General features: G+C 65.8%; 24 protein-coding genes and 1 pseudogene. 8 read left to right on the forward strand and 17 right to left on the reverse strand.

Going from position 1 to position 20,731, the window contains the following annotated elements; translation table 11 throughout:
• Positions 1 to 120 precede the first annotated feature (120 nt).
• A complete protein-coding gene (locus LFT47_RS10225; protein ID WP_236817967.1) occupies positions 121 to 687 on the forward strand; it encodes an acyl-CoA reductase in 567 nt (188 codons plus the stop codon).
• Here the strand turns inward: LFT47_RS10225 and LFT47_RS10230 are convergent.
• The 4 genes from LFT47_RS10230 to LFT47_RS10245 form a co-directional block, all read right to left on the reverse strand.
• Positions 624 to 1,442: a glycosyltransferase gene (locus tag LFT47_RS10230; protein ID WP_236817969.1), complete on the reverse strand. Its 819-nt coding sequence runs from the start codon at positions 1,440 to 1,442 to the stop codon at positions 624 to 626. The two genes, LFT47_RS10225 and LFT47_RS10230, sit on opposite strands and share 64 nt — an antisense overlap.
• Positions 1,429 to 2,826 carry a bifunctional PIG-L family deacetylase/class I SAM-dependent methyltransferase gene (locus LFT47_RS10235; protein ID WP_236817971.1) on the reverse strand — a complete coding sequence of 466 codons (1,398 nt, stop codon included), beginning with the start codon at positions 2,824 to 2,826 and terminating at the stop codon, positions 1,429 to 1,431. Before LFT47_RS10235 ends, LFT47_RS10230 begins: the two co-directional genes overlap by 14 nt.
• Positions 2,820 to 3,899, reverse strand: a complete 1,080-nt coding sequence (locus LFT47_RS10240; RefSeq protein ID WP_442863466.1) for an acyl-CoA dehydrogenase family protein — start codon at positions 3,897 to 3,899, stop codon at positions 2,820 to 2,822. Before LFT47_RS10240 ends, LFT47_RS10235 begins: the two co-directional genes overlap by 7 nt.
• A 276-nt stretch (positions 3,900 to 4,175) precedes the next feature.
• Entirely contained in the window at positions 4,176 to 5,447 is a 1,272-nt protein-coding gene (locus LFT47_RS10245) for a phosphatidylserine decarboxylase family protein (protein ID WP_236817975.1), read from the reverse strand.
• 76 nt (positions 5,448 to 5,523) lie between these two features.
• Between LFT47_RS10245 and LFT47_RS10250 the strand changes: the two genes are divergently transcribed.
• Complete coding sequence (locus tag LFT47_RS10250) at positions 5,524 to 6,477, forward strand: DUF5996 family protein (RefSeq protein WP_236817977.1); 954 nt, start codon at positions 5,524 to 5,526, stop codon at positions 6,475 to 6,477.
• A 56-nt stretch (positions 6,478 to 6,533) separates the two neighbouring features.
• Positions 6,534 to 6,881 (forward strand): UBP-type zinc finger domain-containing protein, encoded by a 348-nt coding sequence (locus tag LFT47_RS10255; protein ID WP_236817980.1) that lies wholly within the window; start codon positions 6,534 to 6,536, stop codon positions 6,879 to 6,881.
• 677 nt (positions 6,882 to 7,558) lie between these two features.
• Here LFT47_RS10255 and LFT47_RS10260 read toward each other — a convergent pair.
• Positions 7,559 to 8,677: an alanine racemase gene (locus LFT47_RS10260; protein ID WP_236817982.1), complete on the reverse strand. Its 1,119-nt coding sequence runs from the start codon at positions 8,675 to 8,677 to the stop codon at positions 7,559 to 7,561.
• A 221-nt stretch (positions 8,678 to 8,898) separates the two neighbouring features.
• Here LFT47_RS10260 and LFT47_RS10265 point away from each other — a divergent pair, with 221 nt between their 5' ends.
• Complete coding sequence (locus LFT47_RS10265; protein ID WP_236817984.1) at positions 8,899 to 9,204, forward strand: hypothetical protein; 306 nt, start codon at positions 8,899 to 8,901, stop codon at positions 9,202 to 9,204.
• Positions 9,205 to 9,223: 19 nt separating this feature from the next.
• Positions 9,224 to 9,685, forward strand: a complete 462-nt coding sequence (locus LFT47_RS10270; RefSeq protein WP_236817986.1) for a GyrI-like domain-containing protein — start codon at positions 9,224 to 9,226, stop codon at positions 9,683 to 9,685.
• A gap of 10 nt (positions 9,686 to 9,695) precedes the next feature.
• Here the strand turns inward: LFT47_RS10270 and LFT47_RS10275 are convergent, their stop codons facing one another.
• The 3 genes and pseudogenes from LFT47_RS10275 to LFT47_RS21510 all read right to left on the reverse strand — a co-directional run bounded on the left by LFT47_RS10275 (position 9,696) and on the right by LFT47_RS21510 (position 10,694).
• Positions 9,696 to 9,887: an alpha/beta fold hydrolase gene (locus LFT47_RS10275; RefSeq protein WP_236817988.1), complete on the reverse strand. Its 192-nt coding sequence runs from the start codon at positions 9,885 to 9,887 to the stop codon at positions 9,696 to 9,698.
• A 111-nt stretch (positions 9,888 to 9,998) separates the two neighbouring features.
• Positions 9,999 to 10,442: pseudogene (locus LFT47_RS21505) on the reverse strand (maleylpyruvate isomerase family mycothiol-dependent enzyme); the annotation flags it as partial.
• A gap of 66 nt (positions 10,443 to 10,508) precedes the next feature.
• A complete protein-coding gene (locus LFT47_RS21510) occupies positions 10,509 to 10,694 on the reverse strand; it encodes a maleylpyruvate isomerase N-terminal domain-containing protein (RefSeq protein WP_236817990.1) in 186 nt (61 codons plus the stop codon).
• Between the two features lie 96 nt (positions 10,695 to 10,790).
• Between LFT47_RS21510 and LFT47_RS10290 the strand changes: the two genes are divergently transcribed.
• Positions 10,791 to 11,273, forward strand: a complete 483-nt coding sequence (locus tag LFT47_RS10290) for a MarR family winged helix-turn-helix transcriptional regulator (protein WP_236817998.1) — start codon at positions 10,791 to 10,793, stop codon at positions 11,271 to 11,273.
• Between the two features lie 47 nt (positions 11,274 to 11,320).
• Here the strand turns inward: LFT47_RS10290 and LFT47_RS10295 are convergent, their stop codons facing one another.
• The gene (locus LFT47_RS10295) at positions 11,321 to 12,715 is read right to left on the reverse strand and encodes a glycosyltransferase 87 family protein (RefSeq protein ID WP_236818006.1); all 1,395 of its coding nucleotides are present in this window, start codon (positions 12,713 to 12,715) and stop codon (positions 11,321 to 11,323) included.
• A gap of 112 nt (positions 12,716 to 12,827) precedes the next feature.
• Here LFT47_RS10295 and LFT47_RS10300 point away from each other — a divergent pair, with 112 nt between their 5' ends.
• Positions 12,828 to 14,045, forward strand: a complete 1,218-nt coding sequence (locus LFT47_RS10300) for a molybdopterin-dependent oxidoreductase (protein ID WP_236818008.1) — start codon at positions 12,828 to 12,830, stop codon at positions 14,043 to 14,045.
• On the forward strand, positions 14,045 to 14,557 hold the full coding sequence (locus LFT47_RS10305; protein WP_236818010.1) for a hypothetical protein: 513 nt from the start codon (positions 14,045 to 14,047) through the stop codon (positions 14,555 to 14,557). The genes LFT47_RS10300 and LFT47_RS10305 overlap by 1 nt, the downstream gene beginning before the upstream one ends.
• Here LFT47_RS10305 and LFT47_RS10310 read toward each other — a convergent pair.
• The 8 genes from LFT47_RS10310 to LFT47_RS10345 form a co-directional block, all read right to left on the reverse strand.
• On the reverse strand, positions 14,518 to 15,282 hold the full coding sequence (locus LFT47_RS10310; RefSeq protein ID WP_236818012.1) for a class I SAM-dependent methyltransferase: 765 nt from the start codon (positions 15,280 to 15,282) through the stop codon (positions 14,518 to 14,520). The genes LFT47_RS10305 and LFT47_RS10310 overlap by 40 nt on opposite strands.
• Positions 15,279 to 15,983, reverse strand: coding sequence for a TIGR04282 family arsenosugar biosynthesis glycosyltransferase (locus LFT47_RS10315; RefSeq protein ID WP_236818014.1), 705 nt, complete (start codon positions 15,981 to 15,983; stop codon positions 15,279 to 15,281). The genes LFT47_RS10310 and LFT47_RS10315 overlap by 4 nt, the downstream gene beginning before the upstream one ends.
• Entirely contained in the window at positions 15,980 to 16,804 is an 825-nt protein-coding gene (locus tag LFT47_RS10320) for a glycosyltransferase family 2 protein (protein ID WP_336885438.1), read from the reverse strand. Before LFT47_RS10320 ends, LFT47_RS10315 begins: the two co-directional genes overlap by 4 nt.
• A gap of 78 nt (positions 16,805 to 16,882) precedes the next feature.
• Complete coding sequence (locus LFT47_RS10325) at positions 16,883 to 17,947, reverse strand: NAD-dependent epimerase/dehydratase family protein (protein ID WP_236818016.1); 1,065 nt, start codon at positions 17,945 to 17,947, stop codon at positions 16,883 to 16,885.
• A complete protein-coding gene (locus tag LFT47_RS10330; RefSeq protein ID WP_236818018.1) occupies positions 17,944 to 18,888 on the reverse strand; it encodes an MTAP family purine nucleoside phosphorylase in 945 nt (314 codons plus the stop codon). Before LFT47_RS10330 ends, LFT47_RS10325 begins: the two co-directional genes overlap by 4 nt.
• An 89-nt stretch (positions 18,889 to 18,977) precedes the next feature.
• Positions 18,978 to 19,325: a DUF6510 family protein gene (locus LFT47_RS10335; RefSeq protein WP_236818020.1), complete on the reverse strand. Its 348-nt coding sequence runs from the start codon at positions 19,323 to 19,325 to the stop codon at positions 18,978 to 18,980.
• Positions 19,322 to 20,059, reverse strand: a complete 738-nt coding sequence (locus LFT47_RS10340; protein ID WP_236818027.1) for an FAD-binding oxidoreductase — start codon at positions 20,057 to 20,059, stop codon at positions 19,322 to 19,324. Before LFT47_RS10340 ends, LFT47_RS10335 begins: the two co-directional genes overlap by 4 nt.
• Before the next feature lie 10 nt (positions 20,060 to 20,069).
• The gene (locus tag LFT47_RS10345) at positions 20,070 to 20,666 is read right to left on the reverse strand and encodes a sulfite oxidase-like oxidoreductase (protein WP_442863452.1); all 597 of its coding nucleotides are present in this window, start codon (positions 20,664 to 20,666) and stop codon (positions 20,070 to 20,072) included.
• Between the last annotated feature and the right edge of the window lie 65 nt (positions 20,667 to 20,731).

Raw genomic sequence — 20,731 nt, forward strand, 5'->3', positions numbered from 1 at the left:
TCTTCGAGGTGCTGTAGCCACGAGCAATGTGGAACGGCCGGAAAGTCTTCCTTCAGCTGCGAAACGGCGGCACCATGAAGGAGAGCAGAACCCGTCCAACGATGGAAGGGAGAGGGCAGCGTGGATGAGCAGAGGTCCCGTCGACGTCCCAGATTCCCGGGGTGGGAAGTAGGACCGGCGGCGGTCGGACTGGGCCTGGTCGCCCACCTCGTCTCGGGTGGTGTGTCTCCCGGGGTCCCGGTGCTGATCGCGCTGACGGCTCTGTTGAGTATGTGCGCTTCGCTGCTCGCCCGGGTAAACCTGCCGAGTTGGTTATTGCTCGTTCTCTGTGGCGTGGCCCAGCAGGTCCTGCATCTGGCCTTCGACCGGCTCTCCGGGACCTTCTCGGTTGTTGCGCCAGCCCAACATCAGCATGCGGGGTCAGGATGGCAGCCTGGGCAGCTGGCCGCGACGCCATCCGTCGCGGCCGGGCACTCACCGGATTTGATGCTGGACACGCACGTTGCGGCAGCCTTGCTGACGGCCCTACTCGTCGCCCGGGCGGACATATCGCTTACGCGGGCGTTGGCCCTGCTTCATCGCACGACTCCGGGCGGTCCATCCATAGCCCGTCCGGGGACTCCTTATCCAGTCCCCAACACGGTGTCCGGAGGCGTGGCCAAAGCGTCGCCCAAGCCACAGAGGTAACCGGCGAAGCCATGGGGTGCCCGGCCTTGGAGGCGGCTGGAGGTGACGACCCTCAGGGTGTCCGTTGCGACCACGGCACTTCCAGCACGCCGGAGGCGCTCCGCCAGGATTCGGTCTTCGTGGATCCGCACGGGCTCAAACCCACCGACGCGGAGGTAATGCGAAGCACGGACGCCGAAGTTCGCCCCGAACACGTGGGGATGGTCCTCGGCGAAGCGATGCTTGCGCGCCCACGCCTGAAACAGGCTCCCGTCCAGCTCGCCGGGATCCGGTTCAACGGTGCCCAGTACAGCGTCGGCCCCGGACTCGGCGAGTTCCACCTGGCCGCAAAGCCAATGCGGTGGAACCATGGAGTCGGCGTCGGTATTGGCCAGCCAGACCTGCTCAGGGGTGGCGGTTGTAGCGGCGAGCGCGGCGCGGATGCCGGCCGCCCTGCTGGCCCCTGCACTGTGGAGCCGGACGTCGAGGACGCTGAGAAACCCGGCAGGAGCGGCGGCGTCGACGGCGGCTTCTCCTGTACCGTCGTCGCACGCGTCCAACACCACCACTACGCGGATGTCTACGCCGGGCCGCACCGAGCGCAACTCGGTGGCGGCGCGGCATATAGCGCGGATCGCCGGGGCGATGCGCTCGGCCTCGTTACGGGCCGGAACCACGACGGCGACATGGGTGATGTTGCCCTCTGATGGTCCAACGGGTGCGGGCAGAATTCCATCGAGGGGCCGGCTTCTGCCCTCAAGGCTAAGGGCGGGCATCGGAGATTCCAGGCGCGGCCGAGACGAACGTCTCAAGAATGAAGGCCTTCTCCCGGTAGACCGCGTCGGAAGTCCACCGCAGGCGCGCCCGCGCGGCCGCATGGACGCTGTCCCCATCCAGCGACCAGCCCGAAATCGGCCGGCGCCAATGGCACATCACCAACGTCCCGCCCGGCAAGAGGGAATCCTCCGATTTGTCGAGCACGGCGTCCAACTCGGCGGGGCTCAAATAATAGCCCACCTCGGAGATGACAATGAGGTCGAACCGGCCATCGGGCCATTGGGCGGGCGCCGTCATGTGCGCCGTCGTGACGCCGGGGCTGTCTGCGAGTCGTGCCTTTGCCGACGCGAGGGCCTGGCCGCTGGCATCCACGCAGACGAGTTGCTCGCAGCGCTGGGCGAGTTCGACGCTCAGCACTCCAGTGGAACAGCCCAGTTCGAGGCCCCGGGCGTAGCGCGGGTTAGGTAGCGCCGCCATGGTCAACGCGCGTTTTCGCTTCTCGTACCAACTGCTTGCATAGTCCCAGGGGTCGCTGGATGCGAGGTGTACGGCGTCGAATACCCGCTCGGCATCCGCCGCTGTGTTGCTGCCTGACGGAGGAGTCCACGCAAATGTTTCCCACGTCCGGCGGAAGTGATCGACGAAGCGCTCCTGCAGGAGTGCTTCGTCACCAGGCTGTCCTGAAAGCGGTTCCGTCTGTGACCGGTGGGCCTGGAATGCCGCGAACTTGGCTTCCCGGCCGCGCGCCGTCAGTTCCGACCGCACCCAGCCGCGCCATCGCGCGTCGGCTACGCTGGCCCAAAGCCAGTACCAGATGGGGTATTCGAGGAGCCCATAACCCCCTGCTTCGGCCAGCTGCGCGGCAACCGAACCGGCGGCATCATGATCGCTGTGGCCGTCCGCTCGCAGTGGGGCAACCAGCACGACGTCCGAGGGTTGGGTGCCGACGGCAGGGTCCCGGACGGCCGCATCCCTGACAGCGGCCCGCAGGCCGTCGCGGATTGCAGGACGGTGATGTCCAAGCTGACCGTCGGGGAGCCGAAGGAATGTCCAGTGGCCGCCCAGGCCCAACGCCGCCATCGCCTCCTCGAACTCCTGTAGCCTCCGCGTTGCCAACTCGCCAGGCGTGGTGGTCGGGGAGTGCGGGTGCGAGGCCTCACCTGCGCTGCACAGCACCACTCGGACAGCGGCCCCTAAGTCCACCAGCCGGGAGATGAGGCCACCGGCACCGAGCGTCTCGTCGTCGGGATGGGCGGCGAGCACGACGACGGTCCGCCCGGCCAGTTCGGCGTCGTCCAATGGAAGTTCGGGAAGCAAGTCCACCCCGGCCTGCAGCCATTCGTCCTCGGCCGTGCCTGCATCGGCATGTACGAAAGTCACCATGTGCTTGCCCCCCTCAAGACCAAGGAACCGAGTTGGGCGTCGTCGCGCCGGCCGTGGTGTTGCCGGACGTAGAGGCGAAGATCGGAAACCCGCTTGGCATGCCGCTCCTCCCGGGCAAGCGGGCCCGGACCCAGGTTCTCGCCGACGGTTTCCTGAATTCTTTCCACGATGGCAGCCACGTTTCCCCTGACCCGCAACGCGTGCGCCCACGCGTCATTGTTGCCTTCGCGATCGACCAGCGTGCCGTCGTCAATCCCGGCCGCCGCGCCGCGGAGCAGCTCGAATCCGGAAGCGAGCAAACGGTCCGCTTCGCCAAGGCCGGAAAGCGCGATCTGGTCCGGCTCCCGCCGCGAAAGGGCGTCCTTGAACGTGCGCAACAGGCCGACGGCGCCACCCAGCCAGCAAGCAGCGACGCCGATGCCTCCCCAGGCAAAACCGGGTCGCTCAAAATACCAGCCCGGCTCGCCGACGGGGACAGCAGGGACAGCAGTGAAATGCACCGTCCCGCTGGGAATTTCGCGTAGCCCGTGGCTAATCCAGAGCGGTTCTTCCACCTGCACTCCCGGGGAGCGCAAGTCGACGGCGAATGCCTGGCGACTGCCCGACTGCGACTTCGCGGTGACGATTGCATGGTCGAGATGGCCCGCCAAGGAGCACCACGGCTTCGAGCCGGAAAGCGTCACACCGGCCTCTGGGGGCGCGGATTGCCCGCAGTCGCGCGCCTCGAGAAGGTGACCCGGCCCCTCGGCGGCGAACACTCCCCATGTTCCGTGGAAAAGGGCCTGCTGTCCCGCTTGCTTCAGAATTGCGCCGGCGTCCAGGTGCGGTTCGAAGACGCGCGCAGCAGCGACGTCGACTGCCGCCAGCGACGCCAGCATCTCCCACAGCCGGACCGTCCCTCTTTCGCCGGGGTCCGGCGCCGTCCGGCCTGTCACCTCGGCCAGCGCCAGCAACGCCGGGACGTCGCCGATCCGCTCTTCGGCCTGAGACAACAGGCGCTCGACGTCGTCAGCCGGCGCATCCCTCCCAAACTGCACGGCTTTGCTCGCCTTGAAATCATCCAGGCGGTGCATGCTCATTTCTTCCTCCGCATCGCCTCGACTAATCACTTCCCTGCGGCTAATAGTAAGCAGCCTTATCATCAACTGGCCAGCCTATGCCCCGGCGCGCGCTCAGATGGACTCGGTTGAGGTCTGCAAGTGCTCGTGCAGAAGGCCGTGGAGGCCTTCGGCGGCTTGGGTGTGCTGGTCAACAATGCGGGGAGCGAAACCCGAGCCTCCCTGTTGGAGACCTCGGAAGAGCAATACCAGCGTATGGCGTCGTTGCCGTCGGGGAGCTCTCCGTTTCAATCATGCGTTCTCCTCAGCTCTAGCCGTAGCAAGCTTCGATCGGACCCGCACGAGGGGTGCGTTCGGATCCTGCGGTTGGGGGATGGCGGTGAGAGCGAACTGGTCGATAACACCGGGTCGGAAGACGAGGCACTCGGTCGACCCGCCGAACTGGAAGTACCCCAGCTCGTCTCCCTTGTTCACGTGGTGGCCCGGGACGATCTCCGGATCGATGACGCAGGATGAGACTTCGACCATGCCTACCGGGATCACCGCCATGAGACCGATGACGGGGTCGTCGGCCTGGATCAGGATGATCGCGCGGGCAGCGACATGGGCCAGATATGACTGGGAGAGGATCGGCTCGACGGCGTCGGCCCCCTCGGAGTCTGCCTCGGAGAAGTACGTGCCGTCCTTGACGTAGGCCCGCACGATCGTTCCGGCGACGGGAGCGTGCCACCGGTGATAATTGAGCGCGCTCAGGAACGCCTGGTACACAGTTCCGCCCACAAAGTGATCCACCGCCTCGTCTCGCGCGAGCAGGTCCTCGAGGGAGTAGGGCTGGTTCTTGACCCAGAACCGGCTCTGGCGTTGAACATCGGAGCTTATTTTGTATGGGGTCGACTCGCAGGCGCTGACGATGATTTTGTCGTCATCGGGTGCAGCGACCGGTCTGGAGGTCGAAGTGAGTCGGCGGGTGAAGAAATCGTTCCACGACGTGAAGCCCCAGTGCTCGGCAAGGGGATCGTGTTCATAGTCGTCCATCCCGACAACTTGCCGCGCATTCTCCGACATCCACCCGGACGGCGAGTCGTTGAGTACGTAAAGCGAGTCCTCGCTGCTCAGGAACTCGGACCAAGCATTCAGTATTTTGCGGAACATCGCGATGATCCGGGGATCGCGGTGAGCCGCGAACCCGGCCTCGGTTCCCATGGTCCAATCGAGGATCGCTGTCAACGGCGTGGTGACCATGCCGCCTTCGCTGAATTCGGGGGCAGTCGTCAGGACCTCGTTGATGAGCCGAAGCATCTGGTCAACGCTCGTAAGATGCCGTTTGCGGTAGGGCTTCGATTTAGGAACCTGCTCGATCATCTCCGTCATGTAAAGGCGGACAACCGGATCGCTGGCGATCAGTTCCTTGAACTCCACGATCACGGGATGCAGAGCAGCTTCTTCGCCCCGCGCCTCCACTCGTTCCCGGTGGCCGGCAATCCATTCCTCAAGGTCGTCTTGCCGCTCGGGTAGCCAGCCGCCCAGTCGTCGGACACGGTCGGATGAAGCGTTGATTGTCATAGTGCCGAGCCTACGCGCCTCCGACGTCGGGACGGCGACCCCGGCGGTTCTGGCGCTAAGGTGGCAGAATTGTCAGATGGCTCACCCTGGATGGCCACGGCTTCGGGTTGATGATTGGACCCCGACCCGGGAGACCGTGCACATGTGGACCCAGATCGTCGGAAAAATCCGCATGGCGCACGCCCCGATGCTTAACCACTGGTGGCAGGTGACGCTTTACGTCACGCCGCGCGGGCTGACGACATCAATGATCCCGTATGCCCGCGGTGCCTACGACATCGAATTCGATTTCCTTGAACACCGGCTCCATATACGCTCCAGCAATGGAACCTCAGCATTCGTCATTCTCGGAGCCAAGTCGGTGGCCGAATTCCACTCCGAGGTATTCGAAGCATTGGGCCGGCTCGGTATCGAGGCGTCTATCCGCGGCATTCCGAACGAGGTGGACCCGGCCATCCCGTTCGCCGAGGACCATCAGCACGCCTCCTACGACCCGGAGGCCATCGGGCTGTTTTGGCGGCAATTGGTCCAGTCGGACCGCGTCCTGAACGAATTCAGATCCCGTTTCAGGGGCAAGGCCAGCCCTGTGCACTTCTTCTGGGGAGGCATGGACCTCGCGTACTCCCGCTTCTCCGGACGGGACGCGCCCACCCACCCCGGGGGAATCCCGAACTGCGCCGACTGGGTGATGGTGGAGGGTTACTCCCACGAGCTAAGCAGCTGCGGGTTTTGGCCCGGGGGAGGGGACGAAGGAGCCTTCTATGCCTACTGCTACCCCGAGCCCGCCGGCTACGCCGAATATGTCACCGACGCCGATGGTGCCGCCTACAACAGTGACGGCAGGCTGTACCTCCTCCCGTATGAGAACGTCCGCACTGCCCCGGACCCCGACAAGATGCTGTTGCGGTTCCTGCAGTCGACCTACGAGGCGGCCGCGGAGACAGGACGTTGGGACCGGACCGCGCTGGAGGCGGATCCGGCCCGCTGGCCGCACTCACGACGAGGTCAACATTCCTTCGGCGTGAAATAGCCGGGGGCGTAAAGTAGTGGGTGGTCCAAAGGCACTCCAATACGAGGGAAAGCCACATGAATGCAAATCATGGAATCGACGTTTCGATTCCACCCAGCGGACCTGGTTGCGTCGAATGCGAGACCAACGGTGGCTGGTGGCTCCACCTGCGGCGGTGCGCCCAGTGCGGGCACATCGGTTGCTGCGACAACTCGCCGGGGCAACACGCCACAGCCCATGCACAATCCAGCGGCCACCCGGTCATCCGCAGCTTCGAACCGGGCGAGGACTGGTTCTTCAACTATCCCGACTCCGCATTTTTCGCCGGTCCGGAACTTGAACCGCCGGCGCATCACCCGCTTGATCAAACCGTTCCGGGCCCAGCCTCACGCGTCCCGGCCGACTGGCAGCAGCGACTGCACTGACGGGGACCCGGCCGGACGCGTCGGTGATGTCGGCCAGGAACCAGCTCGCGGATCCCGGACTCCGCTGCAGATGGAATGTGAGCAATGCGGAGGCTGAGTTGAGGCGAGCCTGTAACCGCCAGTTTTCAACGGATTCGAGGTGTTCGCTGTCTGTGGCGGCCGGGTCGCTGCCATCCCGCCCGCTTCCGCGCCCGAACCAGTGCGCGGCGCCGGCGTCGGGATCCACGGCCCAGATGCCGCCGTCATATCGGACGGCCAACGGGGCGCCGTCGGGGCTGAAGCGGACGGCGATCTCTTCCAGTGTCTGAATGGCCTCGGCAGTGAGTGTCATTGATGTGTTCTTTCCCGGGTTGTACGGCGCGCCGTTGTCACGCAGCCTTCGCGAGGGTTAGCTCGGTATTGTCCTCACTCTTTTAATCGTTTGTGTCCACGGAATAGGTACGCTCGCTTCAAAAGTCTCTACCGACATTTCGCCGTCCCCATTTGATTGCCGGCCCGCGGTCCCCGTAACGACTACTTCCTGGGAGGCGATGAAATGGTTGCGGACATCATTGCCCAGGTGGTGGCAGCGCTGATCGAGGGGTGGTTCGATTGGCGGCCGACGCCTCGCATCTTGGAGCTGGGCACGTACTGGCAGTCCTGGTAGTCATGCCGAAACGGTTACGTTCGACGCCGGGTTAGAAGCTGGGCCGCCAGGTCTCGACCGCGTCGTCGCTGACTGCGACAACCTCGCGCCAGCGGTCGAACACCGAGCAGGGGTGGGAGATGCCAAGGTCCACGACGTCGCCGACCTGCAGGCCGTCGGCGTCCTCCACGATGGCATGGTGGTCGAAGAGTCGAGTCAGCGTGGCGCCGGCGCCGGCAGACAGGAGGGCCCCGTCACGGTACCGGGAAACGATCACGGGCATACCGGCGTCGTACGCCAACTCGCGCTTGCCCGCGTTCAGGACCACGCGCCCGGCTTCGGGGGCGGAGATGACAAGCGCCCGCACTACGACTGCCGCAGTGAGGCCGGGGACTGGCGAGACGCCCTGGTAGGTGCCGTGATCGTGCACCACGTAGCAGCCTGAACGGAGCACGTTGGCGGAGGCGCTGTTGGGCAGGAACGCGGCCGCACGATCCTGAAACGCAGAGCCGCCGTTGCTGAAGACCGGCAGCTCCACCTCGAAAGCGGGGTGCAGTTCATCGAAGACATCGCGGGCCAAGCGGCAGTGCGAATCGATTCCGGCCAGGTTTTCATCCGTCCGGGTGTTCGGTGCGACGCCCTCGTAGGCGCTGACGCCGGCCAGCAGCAGCCCTCTCGCCACACGGATCTCCTCGGCCAACGGCCCGGCCTCGGGGCCGCTGCGGATCCCGGTGCGGCCGCGGGGGGTTCCGACGTCGATCATGACGTTCAGCCGCCGGGGCGAGTCCTCGAACACCTCCGCCATGGCCCGGACGCCCGCCGCCGAATCAGCCAGGCAGTAGATCTCCAGTTCCGGCGAGGCCGCCAGCCATGCACGCAACTGCTCAAGGTGGCCGCGGAACAGCACCTCGTTCACGATGAGGATCCGGGTGGCACCCCACTCGATGGCGTGGGCGGCCTGCGCGGTGGTCGCCACGGTCACGCCCCAGGATCCGGGCAATTGCCGGCGGACAATCTCGCGGGTCATGGTGGTCTTGATGTGCGGGGCCAGCACCATGCCGTGCTCCCGCGCCCAGGCCTCTTTGATCCCGATATTGCGCTCGACGGCGGCAACGTCCAGGAGCATCTGCGGCAAGGTGTGGAGCGGGAGGGCGGGATCAAGGTGCGGCATGCGGTGCGAATCTTTCAGGACCGTTGGGGAAGCTGGCTACCCGGAAATCCTATCCGGGCTCAGTAACTAGAGAACTCACCGACGAACCCGGCAAATGACAAGTAGTGGCCACTCGGGCGGTAACCGGGTGGAGTGAGTATGGTCTTTCAGGTGTCAGACCGTTCAGGCGCATCGTTGTGTGCCCGGCTGCCACGAGCTGGGTTGAGGCCATAGGAGGTCAAATGTCCGTCATCACTGCAGCCAAGATTTCCGGTGACACGAGTGTGTTCGCCAAGTCGCTCGAGGAGCGCGCCGACGAGTATCGCAAGTGGGGCGAGCGCGGCCGGGCGGCGGGCGCGATCCACCATCAGTTCGCGATCGGCGACGGGTTTGTCCTCGTGGTCGATGAATGGGAATCGACAGAGGCATTCCAGAAATTCTTCGGTGATCCCGAGATCCAGGCGTTCATCGGTTCGGTCGGCGGCGATCCCAGTGTGGCTCCTGAAGTCACCGTGGGGGAATCCGTGGACTCCGCGGATAAGTACTAGCTGAAGACCCGGTCCGGGCATGTCGGTCCCCGTCAACCTACAGACTGTTCGCCCGCGCATGCTGGCCGCCGTCCGCCGCGAGCTCGCGCCGGGCGAAGTCGGCTCGGCATGGGGGCCTGCGGTGGGCAAGGTCTGGGACTTCATTCGCGGTCAACCGGGTCTGTGGACGGACGGCCACAACATCTTCGTCTACCACCACCCGAACCAACCCGATGCGCCCCTTCTGTGCGACTTCGGCGTAGAAGTCACCCGCACCTTTGAAACGGCGGGCGAGGTCTACGCAACCGAAACCCCCGCGGGCCAGGCTGCCATAGCGGTCCACCGTGGGCCGTACCACCGCATGGACGAGGCATACAAGGCGATCGAGAAGTGGATGGCTGCGAATCATAGGGAATCTGCCGGTCACTCCTGGGAGATCTATGGAGATCCGACACCCGATCCCGCCGACACTGAAACGACGCTCGTGCACCTGCTGAAGTAGGGGCAACACTTCACCGGCACCACAGTTCGTCGAGCAGCTGTTGCACTCGATCGGGATGCTCGATGTGGGCAAAGTGGCCGCAGTGCGGGATTGTCGCCAGCCGGGTGTGAGGGACAATGACCGCCAGCCTGGCCAGATCGGGCTCCGGCGTGAACACGTCGCTGTCGCCGCTGCTGCGTGGGGACGCTTGCTTGCTGAACACTCATGGTTACCTTTGGACCTGCTCTCTGCCATTGCTTCGTAGCCGCGGAGGTACCCGATGGGATTTGTCCGTTCCGGCGTCGGAATCCAGCGAGGCAGTATGCCGGGCAGGTCAGGGGGTGAGGGGGCCTTGAAGAACGTGGACCGCAAGGGCTTTGTCGCCTTCGATGAATGCTGTTTCCGCGAGATTGGAGCGTCCCCAGAGACCAACGTACATCCCCTGCAGCGGGGCGGTAATCGAGGCATCGGCTGCCCCTTGGCCGACCCTCCAGCTACGGGTCCCGGGTACCCGGAAGGTCACCGCCCCTTCCGGCTCCGGCATCCGTCCCAGCCGAAGTTGTCGCGGGGTGAACATTGTCAGGATTTCGTCTATTCCGTCGAGCATGAAGTCAGCCGCGAAAGCTGGGACCGCCACCCCTGAAGCTTGGCACGCGTCGATGAGGTGGACGGCGTGTTCATGCGCCTGGCGCTGGCGCCAGAAACCGGCTTTGCGCGGCGGTGGGCCGAAGTTCCAGCACGGTTCTTCGGGATCGAGCGCCGACATTGTCCCGAGAAAGGCGTCCGCGCCTTCGAGGAACCACGTGACGGCTCCGGTGGCCGGCGGTGGCGGTGCCTCGACGAGCTAGCCCGAAACGACTATTTCGGCCGCCCAGCGTTCGATTGACCCAAGATGCCCGAAGAGATCCTTAAGCGTCCAGCCCGGACAGGCCGGCACGGGTCGAGTCAGAATGTCCTCGGGCTGGCGAGCCAGGACGCTGAGGTGGTCCAGGCTGCTGGCTAGCTCAGTAAGGTAGCGATCCGGCGTCATATGCCGAGCATAATGTGCCAGCCGAACATGGTCATGGGTCCACCCATTGCGCCGAGGCATCGCGCATTTAGGAAGCAGGCTTACTATGGTGGGAACATGCCGGACTTAAACGACTGGACGACTCCACGGTTGCTCTCAACGGCAGCGCGATTGGTCGAGCATGCCTGGAATGAGGAGCTTGCCGTCCTGGGCCTGACCCATGCGGGGGTCATAGCGCTGGAAGTTCTCGACGCGGAAGGGTCCATGGTGCAGGCCCGGCTTTCAGCCAAAGTCCGGGTGCAGGCGCAAACCATGGGACAGACACTTTCGAGGCTCGAGGCGCACGGGCACATTACCCGGGAACGAAATCGCTTGGACGGGCGCTCGCAGCGCGTGGCAGTTTCCGAGTTGGGCAAAACGGCCCTTGCCCAGGCACGTACGCTTGCCCGGAATCTGGCTCCCGGCGTCGAAACGGGCGTGGAGGACCTACGCGACAAGCTGGTGACCGTCATCCGCCGGCTCGGGTCTGCCCGCTGGGGCGAAGAGATGCCGGAGGCCGCGTCGACGGCAACAAACAAGGATCTGCCGGAGCAGGGCTAGTGGACCAGCTTGGGGTTACACCAGAAGCGCAGCACCGCCTCGCCCGACTACCTGTTTGCATGTTGCCGCCGTCGCCTCGCCACCGTGGCAACCGCCAGGATCACGACGACGGCGCCCAGCCCGAGTCGCGCGGCCAGCGGGCCGTAGGGTTCGGCGCCGGTGAAATACATCAGGGCCAGCACGGGCGCGATCGCGGTGAACTCGTAGCGATCGCTCAGCACCACGAACGGCAGAAGCAGCAGTGCGTACCAGGGGTAGCTGGGCGAAACGATCAGCAGCATTCCTCCGACCATCAAGACCTGCCCGTCCCATGGCCGTGAGTCATCGGTGGTCCGCCACACGTAAATGGCGAGAGCTAGCAGCAACACGAGTGAGGCCGGCCCCGCCCAGCTCGCCGGGAGTACCAGCTTCAACAAGGTGAAGCGCGGGCTGTCCTGCCCGTCGTACCCCTCCGAGCGAAGGTATTCGGGCAGATAGCCCAATACTGCCCAGCCGCTGGCGAGGACATACGGCACGTACGCCACGGCAAACGTGGCCATGGCCGCGGCGATAAAGCGGACCGGCCGCCGGTACAGCAGGGCCGGGGCGCTGATGACCGGGATGAGTTTGGTGGCCACCGCCGCGCCGAAGGCCACCCCGGAACCCAGGGTTCGCCCGCCCACCAGCAGCAGTGCCGCCGCCAAAGCCAGGGCGGCGCCCAATGCGTCCACGTGTGCACCGTTGATGGCTTCAAAGGCCACCAGCGGAGACCAGGCCCACCACACGGCTTGATGCGCGGGCCTCCCGGTGCGGCGCAGGAACGACAGCAACGCCACCGTGATGACGAGGCTGAGCAGGAGTCCGGACAGCTGGAACGCGATGAACCCCACCTCGGAACCCGGGACGAGTCGCACCGCCAGGAAATACAGCTCGGCCACCGCAGGATAGACCGTGGGCACGGCGGGCCTGTTGATGGCTGTGCACAGGGTGCCGCCGCCGGGAAGGTTGGTGGTGGTCTCGGTACCCGTCGGGAAGGGATTGCTACGGCAGCTTCCGTCCGGGCCGGCGTCCTGGAACAGCCAGGCCGGCCGCAGCGGCCGCAGCGCTTCGTCCGCCGGAACGTGGGCATAGGGAGAGATTCCGGCGTTCTGGACGATGCCGTCCCACGCGTACCGTGCGGAATCGTTGCTGGTGGCCGGCGGTGCGGCGATAGCTGCGGCTCCCACCAGCAGGGACCCCAGGAGGACGACGGCGGCCGCGTGGCGCGCCGGGATGCGGCGCGCCACCAGTGCCGCCGGGACGAAGACGGTCCAGGCCGCCAGCGTGCCAAGGGGGGACACCCACTCCGCGGACGGATCGGTGGTGACTGTCCACAAGACGATAACGGCGAGCAAAGCCACCAGGGCCAGCGCTGCCACGGCAGCCGAAGTGCCAGGCGCGCGCCGGGGTGTTGATTCGCTCACCCTTTGATCCTGCATCACCCACGGGCCGGTAGGCCATGAACCCAAGAGACCGTTTGCCTTTCGTAAGGTCTGGACCGGGACGACGGACGGGTCTTGGTGGTGTGATCTAGGTATGGACAGATTGACCACTTTCCTCCAACAGCGGATGGAAGCGGTGAACGGACGGGTCTCGTCGCCCTTGCGCAGCAAACGGCTGACAGTGGTGCTGGGCCGTTGGCTCGGCATTGCCTTCACTGTGTGCTTCTTGACCGGACTGTTCAGCCACCTTCTGCAGGATCCGCCGGCTTGGATGCTTCTCCTCACCCGTCCCGCGTGGCTGTACGTGGCTACCCAGGGCATCCACGTCACCACCGGGATAGCCTCCATCCCGCTCCTGGCGGCGAAGCTTTGGTCCGTGTACCCCGAACTCTTGCGCTGGCCTCCGCTTAAATCGGTGGTGCATGCATTCGAAAGGGCCTCGATTGCGCTCTTCGTGGCCGCTTCACTGGTGGAAGTCACCATCGGATTGCTCAACACTTTCCAGTGGTACCCCTGGCCGTTTTCCTTCAAGGATGTCCACTATTGGCTGGCCTGGGTCATCATCGGATCCTTGGCGCTCCACATCGCTGTCAAGATGCCCCTCATCCTGGCCCATTGGAGCCGTCGATCGGACGCGGCCGCCATCGCCGCCAACACTGAAGGGTCAGTGCCGGACAGCACAACGGTTCCGGCCGCCGTAAAGCGTGGAACCGGGCACGGCTGGAGCCGCAGGGGGTTCCTCGCGGCACTCACCGCAGGGACCGGCGTCGTCGTCTTGACGACGGCGGGCCAGTCCTTCGCCTGGCTGTCGGGCCTGAACCTCTTCGCGCCGCGCCGCATGGATACCGGCCCGCAGGGCGTACCCATCAACAGGACCGCAGCCCAAGCCGGTGTGGCGGACGCTGCGCTGGCCCCTGACTGGGTGCTGACCGTGTCTTCGGGATCGGTGCAGAGGACGTTCACGCTGGCACAGCTGGCGGCCATGCCGCAATACAGTTATGGATTGCCCATCGCCTGTGTGGAGGGCTGGAGCCAAGGGGCGCAATGGCGCGGCGTCCGGATCCGGGACCTGATGGCAACGGTGGGCGCGCCTTCTGGTGCAGAGTTGCAGATTTCCAGCATGGAGAAGGGTGGCGTCTACGGACGTTCCTTCATGCCCGCCGCATACAGCCAGGACGAGCAGACACTGCTGGCGCTCGAGCTGAACGGCGAACCGCTGGACCTCGACCATGGCTATCCGGCGCGGATCATCGCACCAGGTCGCCCGGGGGTCCTGCAGACCAAATGGGTGCACAAAGTGGAGGTGATCTGATGCAGCCACCGTTGGTGCGTCCGTCGGCGCCGGCGGGACACAGGACCGTCTGGTGGGTGAGGGCGGCGTTGGGCGCCCTGGGCCTTGCGGCACTCGGTTATGCGCTCTTCGGATTCCTGGCCAATGTGCCACCCGCCCAGCTGATCGGAGTGGCGGCCTGGCTTGCCGTGGCGTTGTTGGTGCACGACGGCGTGCTGGTTCCGCTGACGACGTTGGCCGGCGGCGGATTGTCGCGGCTGACGTATGGGCTGGGTCCCGTTCAACAGGGGATAGTGCGTGGCGCACTGCTGGTGGGGGCGCTAGTGACCTTGGTGGGAGCCCCGGTGATCCGTGCCCAGCAGGTGCTCCAGCCAAGCGGTCCGGGCAGCGGCGCCAACGGCACCGTCCTACAGGGGGATTATGTGCTGGCCTTGGGGATCTTCTGGGTGGTCCTGGTGGTGGCCGCGGCTGCGGTCGTGGTCGCCGTCGGGCTTTACGGCCGCCGTTCCAAGGTCAGGAAGACCCGGCCCTGAACGGTCCGGGTGGCTACGGCATTCAGCCCCGCCCGGACGGCATGGGAAGCTAACGCTTTCGCGCCGGCGCGGGCCCAAGGAAAGGCTGCGCTGGCGCGTCCGTCTGAATCTTCCAGCACCGCCGGATAGGCCACATCGAGAAGATCCGGGGCTTCGGCCTCTGCCAGCACTTGACCGCCCGGGGCCAGCAGTGAGGCAACACGTTCCAGAAGCAACCGGATGTTCCCGCCGATGCCGATGTTCCCATCCAGCAACAGGGCCGAACCCCAACTTCCCTCGTGCGGGACGGGGTCAAAGATGGAGCCAAGGATCGCCGCGCCCCCACGGTCGGTGGCCAGCCGCACGGCGGCGGCGCTCGAATCGACGCCCATGGACGCCAGCCCCAGTTCCCGGGCGGCCTCCAGCATCCGGCCGGGGCCGCAGCCGACGTCGAGGACGGGCCCGCGGAGGGTGCGAAGCAGCTCGCGCTCGCCGGTCGTGGCCGGGCCGGACCAACTGAGCATGTTGAAGTGGACCGGCCCGATGGTTTCGCGGCAGGCAGGTTCCGGACGCAGCGTCAGGTAGCCCAGGCCGCGGGGCAGGCTACGGGCATAAGGTTCGTGTCCTCCCTGTCCGAAGAGGGCTTGGCCAAACAGGGCCTGTCCAGAGAGGCCAAGCGGGTCGGTGCCCGCAGAAAAAGAGTCAGCCCGGGTGCTGGAACCCTTGGAGACTGCCTGGATGCTCATCGCAGGGCACCCCACGTGGGCACGGCGCCGGACGGCACCACAAGCGGCATGGCCGCCGCCGGCAGTCCCCTGCGCAGGCGCTCGACTGCGCGGGCAAAGGGGGTCCCGATGCATTGTTGCGCGGCAGCCAGGGCGTCGGCGAAATAGTCCACATCCGTCAAGACGGGCAACAGCCCCACGTCCACGCCGGCGCGGGCCAGCCGGTCCAATTGCTGCGCCCCGGTCTGCGGGGTGGACATTTCCACTCCGCGGAGCAGGCCGCCGTCGGGCCTGTGCAGGCCCAACGCCCAGAAGCCGCCGTCCGACGCCGAGCCGAACCATGCGCCGCGATGCGGTGCCGGAGCGGGGGTTGCCCAGTCAGCCAGCAGCGGGGCCAACTGGTCCCGGCATAGCTGGGGCGTGTCCATGCCCAGGATCAGCAACGGTCCGTCGGCGAGCGCACAGATGGCCGCCAGCCGCTCGTCCAGGCTACCGGCACCCTGGGCGAATACTTCGAAACCCGCGGCGTCCCCTGGTTGCGGCGTGCCCTCGAACACCAGCAAACGCCTGGCCGCGGGAAGGGACCGGACTGTCTCCAGCGTCTGGCTCAGGCTGGTCTGGGCCAGGGCTGCGGCCTGCTCCGGGATGAGCGGGGGAGTGAGGCGCGTCTTGACCCTGCCGGGGACGCACTGTTTGGCAATGACGGCCACGGTGAGCTTCACGGCGTCGCTCCTTGAGTATCGGCCGGTGGTCGTTCGGCTCGCCTGCCGCGCTCTGTCTCCGGCGTCTGCAGCGACGCGGCGGCCAATTGCGTCGCCATGTCTTTGAGGGCCGTGACAGTTCCGCGGAGTGTCCCTGTGACCTTGGACTTCCCCATGCGGGGCGCATAGTCGACCGGGATCTCAGCCACGCGCCAGCCGTCGCGGTGGGCCTTGAGGAACATCTCCAGCGGGTAGCCGCTGCGACGGTCCTTGAGGTCCAGTCCCAGAAGTGCGCTGCGCCGGGCAAGGCGAAGGGGGCCAAGATCCGTGACAGGAATGCCGGTGAGCCGGCGCAACCGCCGGCTCAGGGCCATATTCGCCAGGCGGGCGTGGATCGGCCAGGCACCGCGGGCCGGCCGCCGCGCGCCCAGCACCAGATCGGCACGACCGGTGCGGACGAGGTCCAGCATCGGGGCCAGTTGGGCGGGGTCCAGTGAGCCATCGCAATCGCAGAAGGCGACGAACTCGGCCGTGGCTGCGAGCAATCCGGCATGCGCCGCCGCGCCAAAGCCGCGCCTCGGCTCGACGACGACGGTGGCCCCCAGACTGGTGGCCAGGGCACCGGAGCCGTCGGTCGACCCGTTGTCTACGACGATCGCGCGGTATCCGGATGGCAAGGCTCCGAGCACCGTGGGAAGGGCCGAACGCTCGTTGAGACACGGCAGCACCACGTCCACGAGCGCTGCGGGTTGACCGCCGTCGTCGTCAGCCGGTCCGTTGGGGATGCCGGCCGTGCCGATTCCATCGTGCGGACCGCGTGAACCGCTTTGCTCTTTCTCCACCCTTTGACCGTAGGATCCACAGGCCCCGCGCGACAGGCGGAAATCCTTACGGAACCGGGACGTTTGCCCTCCGGCGGCCTAGCTTGGATCGCCGCGCAGCGGTGCGGTGGCGAATTCGTGCATTCCGTCCTCAAAACCGTGCTTGGGGATCCAACCCAGCTCGGCCCGGGCCCGCGCCGAGCTGGCGGTGATATGCCGGACGTCGCCCAGCCGGAATTCGCCGGTGACCACAGGGTCAGGCGCCCCGGCAAAAGAACTCAGGACCGCCGCCATCTGTCCAATGGTGTGGACCTCCGAGGCGCCGATGTTGTACGCACTCACCCGGCCGTGCGCAATCCGGCCTGCCACCAACGCGTCAATGGACGACAGATTCGCCTCCGCAACGTCCCGGACATGGACGAAACTGCGCCGCTGCCCGCCATCCTCGAACACCCGCACGGCCTCTCCACGTGCAAGTGCTGAGCGGAACAGGCTGGCCACGCCCGCGTAGGGGGTGTTTTTGGGCATCCGAGGGCCGTAGACGTTGTGGTACCGGAGTGCGACGGCGGTGCCTCCGGTTGAGCGCGCCCACGCGGAAGCCAGGTTCTCCTGGGCCAACTTGGAGGCAGCATAGACGTTCCGCGGATCCATGGCCGCGTCTTCGCTGACCAGCGCCGGGAGCAGCAGCTCACCGGTGGCAGGATCGCGGGGGTCAAAGACTCCGTGCTCCAGATCCTCGACCCGGCGCGGGCCGGGGCGGACCGGCTTGCCAGTTGAATCGGTGTAAGCGCCCTCACCGTAGACCACCATCGAGGAAGCCAGGACAAGATTGTCGACGCCTGAGGCCGCCATGCCTGCCAGGAGGACGGCCGTGGCCAGGTCATTGTTGCGGATGTAGTCCGAAGCATCGGAGAAGTCCACGCCGAGGCCCACTTTGGCGCTCTGGTGCACGACGACGTCCACTCCCGCGAGCGCTGCTGCCACGGCGGCCGGGTCTCCGACGTCGCCCACCTGCAGGGGCACGCCGCGAATTCCCGGCGGTCGATCCGGGTGCACAGCCGGATCCAATGAGTCCAGGATCCGGACTTCCCAGCCGCGCGCCACGGCGGCGTCGACGATATGGCTGCCGATGAAGCCGGCTCCGCCGGTGACCAGAATCCTCATGGCCCTGTTCGTGTCGTACCATGGCCGGCCGGGCCGGCGGCTCCCATCACGGTGGCCACCGCGGCGGGCGGCATGAGCGCCATCCGCCACATTCCGCCGTCGTTCGCTGGCTCAGCGCCGGCCAACCCAGCGGATACTGTCCGCACCGCGTCGGACAACACCGCGAGGATCCGCGGCTGCGCGGCCGCCAGTCGGCCCAGAACCAGTTCAGCCGTCACGGGTTCGGAACCGTCATGCCCCGTGTCGGCATCCGTAATGAATGCCAGCGCGGCGAAATGCATGTTCAACTCCGCCGCGAGCATCGGCTCCGGGTACTGGGTCATGCTGATCAGCTGCGCGCCGGACTGAACCAGGGCTGCGGACTCGGCCTTAGTCGAGAAACGCGGACCATTGATGACCGCCACGGTTCCCGCCCCGGCGAAGTCTTCGCTCCGGCGCTCCAGGGCCGCGATGAGGGCTGCGCGCAACGGGGCGCTGAAGGGCTCGGCGGCGGGCAAGTGCTGGACCCCGGTGGGCAGCGAGCCGTCATAGAAGGTGTCCGCGCGGCCCCAGGTCTTGTCCAGGACCTGATCCGGTACCGCAAAAGTGCCGGTTCCGTGGCTGGAAACCAATCCGCCCACGGCCGCGGAGGAGATAACAGCCTCTACGCCGAGGCTCCTGAGGGCCCAGAGGTTGGCGCGGTAGTTGATTTGCTGCGGGGCAACGCTGTGCCTGCGGCCGTGCCGGCTTAGGAATGCGACCACCGGGCCGTCGTCGCCGCCGCCGGGGCCGTCCGGCGCGGCCAGCCTGGCGACCGTCACGGCACCGGAGGGAGAACCGAACGGGGTCGGGATGTCCAGTGTGTCGAGCACGACGGCCCCGGGCAGCTTGTACAGGCCGGTGCCGCCTACTATTGCAATCCGTGCCCGGGGTTCTGCGTGGTCTTCGGGGAGCAGTGACATGACCCCATCATCCCAACGCCGGCCCTCGCCGTCGCGGGTGAATCCTTACGGATCCCGAACGCACACGCTGGGACACCGGGGCCAAAACCTTAAACCTCTCGGTCGATTTGCAGATAGCTGAGTCCGCTCACATCGAGCCAGTACCGTGTGGGCGTCTCCACGAGGCGCAGCAGCACGCCCTCACAGGAAGCGCAGCGCACGACGATTCCCGGAGCGTCAACGTACACCATCGTCTCCCCGAAGGCGCGGACCGCGCCGCAATGCCTGCACCGTCCGATCGCGGCAACGATATCGAAGCGGAACAGTTCCCAGAGCGGTCCTGCCACCGCGTTTCCGTCCAGGTGGGGTATTGCATTGGCTACGCGTCCGGCGATGTCCTGATCCTCGAGGCCCGGATCCGTAGCGTCCGGGGAATCGGAGCCGTTGTTGCCACTCACCGGGTTCCTCCTGTTCCGCCGAAGCGCTCGGTCTTGATCGAGGCGGCGGGGTATTCCGCTCGCACGAGCCATTCCGCGACTGTTTCCACGAAGACGGTCTGGCCACAGATGAAGATGTCCGGGGTGGGGTCCTTCGGCAAGATGTTGGCCAGCAGGGTTTCCGCCGTGAGCCTTTGCGGAGCAGTCGGCCAATCCTTCGGCGCCTTCCGTGTGTAGGCGTAGTCGATGACGAGCTTGTGGGATTCTTGGCCCAAGGTTTGGAGTTCTTCCCGATAGAAGCCCGCTTCGGGCGACTTGAGCGAATAGAGCAGCCGGAACTGCGATGGATTTTCCGATGCCTGGTGCGCTCGGATCATGGACATGAGCGGCACGATGCCGGACCCTCCGGCAATTAGCTGAACGGGGTTCTTGTCGGTCGGTTTCCAGACGAACCAGCCGCCCACAGGCCCGCGGATCTCCAACTGGTCCCCGACCGCCAGTTCCCGGACCAAATAGGGGGAGACTTCTCCGTTGGCCAATTCGTCAACGGTAATCTCCAGGGTTTCGTCCATGCCTGCCCTTGCCACAGAGTACGAGCGCACGGCCGAGTACCCGTCGTCGGCGGTGAGGCGTATGTCGATGTGCTGTCCGGCGAGGTTGCCGTTCAGGCCGTTCACCCGCAGCCCTATTGTCCTGGCGGTTTCCGTTTCGGGCATGATGCTGACGACGTCGGCCACGCGCCATAGCGTGCTCATCCGACGCACCTCATGAGTAGCGCTCCTCCCGCCACGGGTCGCCGTGGAGGTGGTAGCCGTTGGATTCCCAGAAACCAGGAACGTCATCCTGCGTCAGCTCGATGCCGTTGATCCATTTTGCGCTCTTCCAAAAGTACAAATGCGGCACCAGGAGACGGGCAGGTCCGCCGTGGGCGCGTTCAAGCGGTTCGCCGTCGAATTCCCAGGCCACCCACGCCCGGCCGCCAAGAAGGTCCGCGAGCGCGACATTGGTCGTGTATCCGCCGTAGGAATGGGCCATCGTGAACCTGCAGTTTGTTTCCACGTTCTCAAAAAGAGAATCCAGGGACACTCCCCGCCACCTCGTGCCCAGCTTGGACCAGCTGGTCACGCAGTGGATGTCCGTTTCGATGTCCATTTGGGGCAACGCCATGAAGGCGGCCCAGGACCACGCATGGCGTTGCCCTGCCTCAGTGGTGATGAAGAATTCCCAGTCGTCAGTGGGGATCCGGGGAGCGGGGCCGGCGGTAAGGACCGGGAAGCTGCCGGTCTCATATTGGCCCGGTGGCAACGCCGGATTTCCGCTCTGCCGTCTTCCATGAAATCCAGAAGAGATGATGCCCACCATGTACCTCCGATGCGGAGACTCAAGCCGGCTGTGCCCGGTTCCCCCACGATAGGGCAAGGGCCGGG

The organism is Arthrobacter sp. FW306-2-2C-D06B, from assembly GCF_021789175.1.
GTDB lineage: Bacteria > Actinomycetota > Actinomycetes > Actinomycetales > Micrococcaceae > Arthrobacter.